The sequence below is a fragment of the Halomonas tibetensis genome (assembly GCF_042643535.1).
GTDB lineage: Bacteria > Pseudomonadota > Gammaproteobacteria > Pseudomonadales > Halomonadaceae > Halomonas > Halomonas tibetensis.
The window spans coordinates 1-7773 of the sequence record NZ_JBHRSQ010000034.1 but is presented as its reverse complement, the minus strand read 5'-3'; the positions used below and the strand labels follow the sequence as shown (position 1 = coordinate 7773).

Below are 7773 nucleotides of genomic sequence, written 5' to 3'. Positions count from 1 at the left end.
TGGCGTCTTGGCTGTGAAGCCATCCTGGCCCGCTATCCCGCGGGCCGAATGGACAGACTCCTCCGGCTCATGCGACAAGAAGCCGAACTGGGGGTCACTGTATAATTCGTGGGGAGGCCTCAGGGTCTGACCCCGAGGCGAGCCGGTCGGCGAGCCGCGTCGGCTCCGGCAGCTTGGTGCGGCGCAGGCAGGCCGCGACCCAATCGAGCGCCGAAGGGAGGGACACCCGATGCCCCGGCGAGACGAAGAGCGGCTTCACGCCGACCCGTGAACGCAGCACCGCGCCGATCACCTCGTCATCCGGGCCGTCGATGAGGGGCTCCCAGTCGCCCCTCGCCGGCCCCGGCTCGCCGTGACGGCCGCACAGCCGCGACTTGGCCACGCCGATGGTCGGCAGGTCGAGCCACAGCCCGAGATGCGAGGCCACCCCGAGCCTTCGCGGATGAGCAATGCCCTGACCGTCCACCATCACCAGCTCGGGCCACACGGTCAGCTTGTCGAAGGCGGCCAGCGTGGCCGGCACCTCCCGAAACGAGAGCAGACCCGGGATATAGGGCATTCGCGAGGGCTCGCGGTGCACCACCTGCTCGACTGTTTCAAGGGTTCCTTCAAGGGCTTCCGGCTCGAACTCCCCCAGCTTCCCCGGCGGCCAGGCCAGCACCACCACCGCCGCTCGGGTGATCTCGCCCCGCTGCTCGAAGCCGATATCCACCCCGGCAATATGGCGAACCGGAGCGAGACGGTCCGCGCGTTCCACCCGTCCTGCCAAGCGCCGCTGCAGAGCGATGGCCTCTCGAGGCGTGAGGTTCCAGTCATGAAGGGGAGTGAGTGGCATGGGCGCTCCTGAACAGCCGCTTTCCAGTGGCGTAGACTATCGCCCTCGGGACGCAGGCTGTGAAGGGCCTGATCAGAGGGACAAGGAGACCACATGAAGCTGATCCATACCGCCGACTGGCACCTGGGCCAGAGCTTTCACGGCCAGGAGCGCCATGCCGAGCACCGCGCCTTTCTCACCTGGCTGCTCGATACGCTCCTGGAACACCGGGCCGACGCCCTGCTGGTGGCCGGCGATATCTTCGATGTGGTCAATCCCTCGCTGCGCGCCCAGGAACTGCTTTATGACTTCATCGTCTCCGCCCACGAGCGGCTGCCACGCCTCGATATCGTGCTGATCGCCGGCAACCACGACAGCGGCAACCGCATCGAACTGCCCGCCCCGCTGATGCGCCGGCTGCGCACTCACGCCCTGGGCCGGGTGAGCTGGCTCGACGACGGCCGGCTGAACGCCCAGCGCCTGCTGGTGCCGCTCACCGACGAGACGGGCGAGACCCGCGCCTGGTGCCTGGCGCTGCCCTTCCTGCGCCCTGCCGAGGTCACTGGCTCAGCGCTGGCGAAGCATGATGATGAGCGCGCGCCAAGCGATACTCCGAACGACTACGTGGCCGGTATCAGCCGAGTGCATGGTCAGCTTATCGAAGCGGCCCGAGAGCGGCGCGAGCCCGGCCAGGCGCTGGTGGCCATGAGCCACGCCCACCTGCACGGGGCGGCCGTCTCCGAGGCCAGCGAGCGACCCATCGTGATCGGCGGCGAGGAGTCGATCTCTGCCGCCCTCTTCCCGCCAGAGATCGCCTACGTGGCACTCGGCCACCTGCACCGCGCCCAGCAGGTGGGCGAGCCGCGCATCCGCTACAGCGGTAGCCCCTTGCCCCTGGATTTCAGCGAGGTTGCCTATCCCCATCAGGTGGTGGAAGTGACCCTCGACGGCGAATCGCTCGCCGATACCCAGGCGATTCCCGTGCCGCGCCCGGTGGCCATGCACCGTATCGGCCCCGGGCCGCTGGACCGGGTACTCGCCGAGCTCGGGGCGCTGGACAACGACCCGGGACTCGCGAGAGAGCTCTGGCCCTGGCTGGAGGTGCGTGTAGAGCTCGAGGGGCCGATCCCCGACCTGCGCGCCCGGGTGGAGGCCGCGCTCAAGGACAAGGCCCTGCGCCTGCTACGCCTCGAGCGGCGCCTGCCGACGGTGGAGGGGGACACCACAGCGGCCCGGATCGATCTTGAGTCCCTGGGCCCGCGCCGGCTCTTCGAGCGCACCTGGGAATCGCGCTGGGGGGAGCCACCGGCCGAGGAGGTGCTGGCCGACTTCGACACGCTGCGCCAGGAGGTGCTCGACGCCGACGATACTGACCCGAGCGCCAGGGAGGCCCGCCCATGAAGATTCTCGCCCTGCGCCTGGAGAACCTCGCCTCCCTGCCCGGCCCGCTGGAACTCGACTTCACCGCACCGCCGCTAAGCGACGCGGGGCTATTCGCCATTACCGGCCCCACCGGTGCAGGCAAGAGCACCCTGCTCGATGCCCTGTGCCTGGCGCTCTATGGAAGCACCCCGCGGCTGCGCCAGGCACCTACCCGCGACAGCCAGATCGACGACACCCCTGACTCCACCCTGACCACCAGCGACCCGCGGACCCTGCTGCGTCGCGGCACCGCCAGCGGCTTCGCCGAGGTAGACTTTCTGGGTCGCGACGGTCGCCGCTACCGCGCTCGCTGGGCGGTGCGCCGCGCCCGGGAGAAGGCCACCGGCCGCCTTCAGGCGGTGGAGCAAACGCTCACCGACCTCGACGACGACCGTCTGCTCACCGCCCAGAAACGCGAGTTCGAGCGTCTGCTGCCGGAGCGCCTGGGACTCACCTTCGACCAATTCACCCGCGCCGTGCTGCTCGCCCAGAGCGAGTTCGCCGCCTTCCTCCAGGCCGACGACAACGCCAGAAGCGACCTGCTGGAACGCCTCACCGGCACCAGTGAATACTCGCAGATTTCTGTGGCTGCCTACCGCCGTGCCAACGAGGCGAAAAAGGCGGTGGACGCCCTGGAAACGAAGCTCGCCGACGATCTGCCCGCCAAGCCCGAGGCCCGTGCCGAACTGGAACGGGCCGCCGCGGCCACCCGGCAAGCCCTCGCGCAGTTGCAGACCCAGGAAGAGGCGCGCAAGGCCCAGCAGCGCTGGCACGAAGACGATGCCCGCCTTCGTGATGCCCATGCTGAAGGGGTAACAAACCAGCGGGCCGCCGAGGCCGATTGGCAAGCCCTTGCCGGGCTGCGCGCCGATCGTGACTGGCGCCGGCTGATCGCCCCACAGCGCCACGCCCTCACTCGACTGGCCGAGCTTCCCGGTGAAATCTCACGCCTGACAACAACCCATGCCGAGACAGTAAAGGACCAGGAGGCGGTCGACGTTAAGCAGCAGGCCGCCGCCGTCGACAGGCAACGAGCCGAGCAGGCGCTCAACGACGCCAGCGAGGCGCGCCGCCAAGCCGAACCCGCCCTGCGCGACGCCCGCGAACTGGCCCAGCGGCTGGCCACTCTGGAGAGACAGCTTGCCGATCTCGAGACCGCCCGCCGCCGGCAGCAGGCCCAGACCGATGCGCTGGCCCGCGAGCAGCGCGATGCCGAGGAAAATCAGCAAGCACGACAGACGCAGCGCAACAACTGGCTAGCAACTCTGCGGACGCTAATGGGTGACCATTCTCATATCGACGATGCCCGCCAGGCCGCCCAGCAGGCTCACGACCAGGCCGCACAGCGCCACCTCGCCCTGGGCGAACTGCTCAGCCGCTGGCAGGAGTTCAACCGCACGGAGCAGGCCCTGCAACAGCTCGCCGGCCAAATCGACAAGGACCGGTCACGGCGGGAAAAACTGCTGGTCGAGGGGCAAGGCGCCCGCGAACAGCTGGACCGAGCCCAGGCGCACCTGGACAGCGTATCGGCGCTGATCGAACGAAGTCGTGCCGTCCGCAGCGAGAGCGTGGTGCGGTTGCGCGACAACCTGCGGGAGAGCGAGCCCTGCCCAGTGTGTGGCGGGCTCGACCACCCCTGGCGAAAGCATCCTCCGACCACCCCCGAGGCTGCCCAGCTGGCCGCCCAGGAAAGGGAAGAAGCACAACAGCTTAAAGAGTCACGAGAGGCTCGCGACATGGCCCAGCGTCGGCGCGATGAGCTAGTGGGCGAATACCGCGCCGTAGAGGCGACCCTCAAGCAACATAGGCAGGACTTGGGAGCTGTCGAGCCGCGGTTTGAAGCGACCCGACAGGCGCTGGAGGCACACCCCCGGCACGGCGAGCTCACCGTCATCGACACGGCCGCGCGAGACGGTTGGCTGCAGGCTCAGCGCGAGCAGAGTGATGCCCAACGCGTGCAGCAGCGCCAGACCCTGGATGCGCTGAAGCGCGCCGAGGACGAGCTGGCCCCGCTGGAAAAAGCGCTGCAGGAGGGACGCCTGACCCTGGCTCGCGTGGAGGCCGAGAAGGCGAGTGTTGATAAGCAACTGGCCGAACTGGACGAGCAACAATCGCCCCTGAGCCATCAGCGCGAGGCGCTTGCCGAGAGGCTCTCCGCCCGGCTCGGTGAGCATGCCTCCCCCGATGCCTGGCAGCAGCACCTCGACGTCCGCCAGGAAAGCGCTCGCGAGCAACGCGAGGGCGCCATGGAACGGCTGCATAACGCCCAGCAGACGTATCAGCATCTGGCTCAGCAGGTGGCGCACGCAATCGAGCACCTCACCAGGCTGCGCGAGGAGCAACACAACCGGGAGCGGGAACTAACCGAATGGCGTGAGCATCACCCCGAGCTGGACGATGCCACCCTCACGCGGCTGCTGGCCCAGGGCGACGACGAGGCCCGCGAGGAAGAGAAGCGGCTCGAGGCGGCCGACCAGGCCCGCCAGCACGCCGCGGCCACCCTGGCCGAGCGGCGCACCGCCCTGCTGCGCCACCGCCGCGGCCAAGGGTTGGCCGAGGACGACAGAGACCAGGCGCTACTTAGCGACACCGTGGCCGAGGTATTGCAGCGACGCCTGGCCGCCCTGGCCGAGACTCAATCCGAGCTGACCCCGCGGCTGGAGGAGGCCCAGCAAGCCCGCGATACCGCCGCCTTCGCCCTGAGTGACGACGACCGTAAGCGCATGCGTCAGCAAGCCGGCCAGGCCGAGCTGGAAGCGGCCCGCACGGAACATCGCCGCTGGGGCCAGATCAGCGAGCTGATTGGCTCAGCCGACGGCAAGGTGTTCCGGCGCATCGCTCAGGCCTACAATTTGGAACTGCTGCTGGAGCACGCCAACGTCCACCTGGCAGGCCTCAGCCGCCGCTACCGCCTGGCACGGGGCGGCTCACCGCTGGGCCTGCTGGTGGTGGATCACGACATGGGCGACGAGCGACGCTCGGTTCACTCCCTCTCCGGCGGTGAGACCTTTCTCGTCTCCCTGGCCCTCGCCCTGGGGCTGGCCTCCATGGCCTCGGGGGAGCTCACCATCGAATCGCTGTTCATCGACGAAGGCTTCGGCAGCCTCGATCCGCAGTCCCTGGCACTCGCCATGGAGGCCCTGGACGGCCTGCAGGCACTTGGCCGCCGCGTGGGGGTAATCTCCCACGTTCAGGAGATGCATGAGCGCATCCCGGTGCAGATCCAGATGGAGCCGCTGGGCAACGGCACCAGCCGCGCGCGCATCATCAGCGGTTGAGGGTCACAGTTTGACGCCATAGTGATGCAGCACCGGAAAGTTCAGCGATGACGACGCCCTGGCATCCTTGATCAGGTAACCCATGGAGTCTCCTCGAGACTGGACATGGCTTCACAGGTTTCACCTTAGCCCACCCTAGCCAGCTATAGCTCTCCGGCAGGCCACCTTGGGTGCCGCCCTCAGCCGAAGCAAAAGGCCGACAGCTGGGTCTCCAGCACCCGCTCCGAATAGACCTTGCGCCCGCGGTCCTGACCCGCCGCGCCGGCGGCCACCATCAGCGGAATCAGGTGCTCCTCCTGGCCGGGGGGATGGCACTGGTGGGCATGGGGCGCCCGGGCCCAGTCGCGCAGCGCCGCCCGACGCTGCTCCGGCGGCGCTTCCATCGCCTCAGTCAGCCAGGCATCGAAGGCTTCCGAAGGGGCGGTGAAGGCCGGATCGCCATAGCCGCGCATGTTGTGAAAGCTCATGCCGCTGCCGATGATCAGCACGCCCTCGTGGCGCAGCGCCGTCAGCGCCTCGCCGGCGGCCAGGTGAGCGGCGGGGTCGAGGTCCTGGCGCAGCGACAGCTGAACCACGGGAATCTGCGCCTCGGGGAACATCAGCTTCAGCGGGATGAACATGCCGTGGTCGAAGCCCCGCGCCGGGTCCCGCTCGCTCACCAGGCCGGCCTCGGAGAGCAGCGTCTCGATGCGCTCGGCCAACGAGGGCGAGCCGGGGGCCGGATAGCTGAGCCGATAGGTGTGGTCGGGAAAACCGCGGTAGTCGTAGATCAGTTCGGGTCGCTCACCGGCGGTGATGCGGAAGTCCTCGGCGAGCCAGTGACCCGACACCATCAGGATCGCCCGCGGTTGGCTCGGCAAGATAGCCGCCACGCCCTTCAAGAAGTCGGCCATCCCTTCCCAGATACCGGGCGGATTCCACTCCATGAAAAAGCAGGGACCGGCACCGTGGGGGATAAACAGGACCGGTTGGGCGGGTGAATCGGGTGAGTGGGGGGACGCGTGCTGCATGGTCTGTCTCCTTGGCCTCTGGCCAATCGCGGGGAGTGGGAATGACTATTCTTATTGTAAGATGCGTTGGTGGCCACCTGACCCCCGAGGCGCAGATCACCCGCCTGGACGAGGCACTGGCCGCCGCCAGCGTGTACTTCATCACCGAGCTCTACCAAGGGGCTGCCCACGGCTTCTCGGCCAAGGATGCCCCTTCCTATGATGCCACCGCCGATGCCCTGCACCACAAACGGCTCGCCATGCTTCTGGAAGAGACACTGTAACGCCCCTTCCCGCCGTCAGCTCAGGAGCGATCCGCCATGAATGAGCTCGAGCTATTGGCCGACCTGCACCGCGATACCGAGCGCCAGGGGCCCGGCGGTCAGGATGAAACCCGGCTCGCCCTGGAGCTCTCTGGGTTGCGCGACCGCCAAGACCTAAGCATCGCCGACCTGGGTTGCGGCACCGGTGCCGCCACCCTGGTGCTGGCCGAGGCACTCGATGCGAGGATCGTGGCAGTGGATTTCCTCGCGCCGTTTCTCAACACCCTGAAGGTCCGCGCCATCAAGGCCGGCGTTGCCGAGCGCATCACTCCTCGACACGCCACCATGGAAGCGCTCGACTTCCCGGCGGCATCGCTGGATGCCATCTGGTCCGAAGGGGCGATCTATAACATCGGTTTTTCCCGCGGCGTGCGAGAGTGGCGCCGTTTTCTGAAGCCGGGCGGCATCCTGGCGGTCTCCGAGCTGACCTGGCTCACCGAGCGCCGCCCGGCTGAACTCGAGGCCTATTGGCGCGCCCAGTACCCCGAAGTCGACACCGCCTCGGCCAAGCTGGCCGTGCTGGAACAGCACGGCTATACCCCGCTAAGCTACTTCGTGCTCCCCCGCCGCTGCTGGCTCGACGGCTACTACCGCCCGCTCCAGCAGCGCTTCCCGGCCTTCCTCAAGTCCCATGGCAACAGCCCCGCCGCCAGAGCTATCGTCGAGGAGCAGCAGCAGGAGATCGAACTGTACGAGCGGTATGGGGAGCATTTCGGCTATGGGTTTTATGTCGCCAGGAAGGCCCCCGAAGGATGACGAAGCCAGGGCAATAGAGAGCCGCCTGAGGCCAGAAGCAGCCGTTCAGCTAGAGTTGATATAGCGTAAGCGGTCCATAAACCACATCTTCTGCAGATGAATAACCCCCGTCAGACTGGTGTCATCCGAATCCAAGGAGGACACCATGACTGAACTGACCTCGACACAGGCCTTCTGGCTGGGCCATCTGT

Annotated in this window: 6 protein-coding genes; 4 read left to right on the top strand and 2 right to left on the bottom strand. The window is 67.6% G+C overall.

From position 1 onward, the window contains the following. Nucleotides 1–94: 94 nt before the first annotated feature. Nucleotides 95–835, bottom strand: a complete 741-nt coding sequence (gene nfi / locus ACFODV_RS15290) for a deoxyribonuclease V (RefSeq protein WP_379760961.1) — start codon at nucleotides 833–835, stop codon at nucleotides 95–97. 93 nt (nucleotides 836–928) lie between these two features. Between nfi and ACFODV_RS15285 the strand changes: the two genes are divergently transcribed. Together ACFODV_RS15285 and ACFODV_RS15280 are read left to right on the top strand one after the other, a co-directional pair. Further along, nucleotides 929–2215: an exonuclease SbcCD subunit D gene (locus ACFODV_RS15285; RefSeq protein ID WP_379760959.1), complete on the top strand. Its 1287-nt coding sequence runs from the start codon at nucleotides 929–931 to the stop codon at nucleotides 2213–2215. Then, a complete protein-coding gene (locus ACFODV_RS15280; RefSeq protein WP_379760957.1) occupies nucleotides 2212–5514 on the top strand; it encodes an AAA family ATPase in 3303 nt (1100 codons plus the stop codon). The genes ACFODV_RS15285 and ACFODV_RS15280 overlap by 4 nt, the downstream gene beginning before the upstream one ends. Before the next feature lie 179 nt (nucleotides 5515–5693). On the opposite strand, the gene ACFODV_RS15275 is transcribed toward ACFODV_RS15280, so the two are convergent. After that, complete coding sequence (locus ACFODV_RS15275; protein ID WP_379760955.1) at nucleotides 5694–6524, bottom strand: DODA-type extradiol aromatic ring-opening family dioxygenase; 831 nt, start codon at nucleotides 6522–6524, stop codon at nucleotides 5694–5696. A gap of 41 nt (nucleotides 6525–6565) precedes the next feature. Here ACFODV_RS15275 and ACFODV_RS15270 point away from each other — a divergent pair, with 41 nt between their 5' ends. Both ACFODV_RS15270 and ACFODV_RS15265 read left to right on the top strand, forming a co-directional pair. Further along, entirely contained in the window at nucleotides 6566–6787 is a 222-nt protein-coding gene (locus tag ACFODV_RS15270) for a dienelactone hydrolase family protein (RefSeq protein WP_379760953.1), read from the top strand. Nucleotides 6788–6823: 36 nt separating this feature from the next. After that, on the top strand, nucleotides 6824–7582 hold the full coding sequence (locus tag ACFODV_RS15265; protein WP_379760951.1) for a class I SAM-dependent methyltransferase: 759 nt from the start codon (nucleotides 6824–6826) through the stop codon (nucleotides 7580–7582). The last annotated feature ends 191 nt before the right edge of the window (nucleotides 7583–7773 follow it).

Excerpts from the sequence above, each read along its gene's own strand:
- ACFODV_RS15280 (WP_379760957.1), top strand. The coding sequence starts at position 2,212 with ATGAAGATTCTCGCCCTGCGCCTGGAGAACCTCGCCTCCCTGCCCGGC.
- ACFODV_RS15270 (WP_379760953.1), top strand. The coding sequence starts at position 6,566 with ATGACTATTCTTATTGTAAGATGCGTTGGTGGCCACCTGACCCCCGAG.
- ACFODV_RS15285 (WP_379760959.1), top strand. The coding sequence starts at position 929 with ATGAAGCTGATCCATACCGCCGACTGGCACCTGGGCCAGAGCTTTCAC.
- ACFODV_RS15265 (WP_379760951.1), top strand. The coding sequence starts at position 6,824 with ATGAATGAGCTCGAGCTATTGGCCGACCTGCACCGCGATACCGAGCGC.
- nfi (WP_379760961.1), bottom strand. The coding sequence starts at position 835 with ATGCCACTCACTCCCCTTCATGACTGGAACCTCACGCCTCGAGAGGCC.
- ACFODV_RS15275 (WP_379760955.1), bottom strand. The coding sequence starts at position 6,524 with ATGCAGCACGCGTCCCCCCACTCACCCGATTCACCCGCCCAACCGGTC.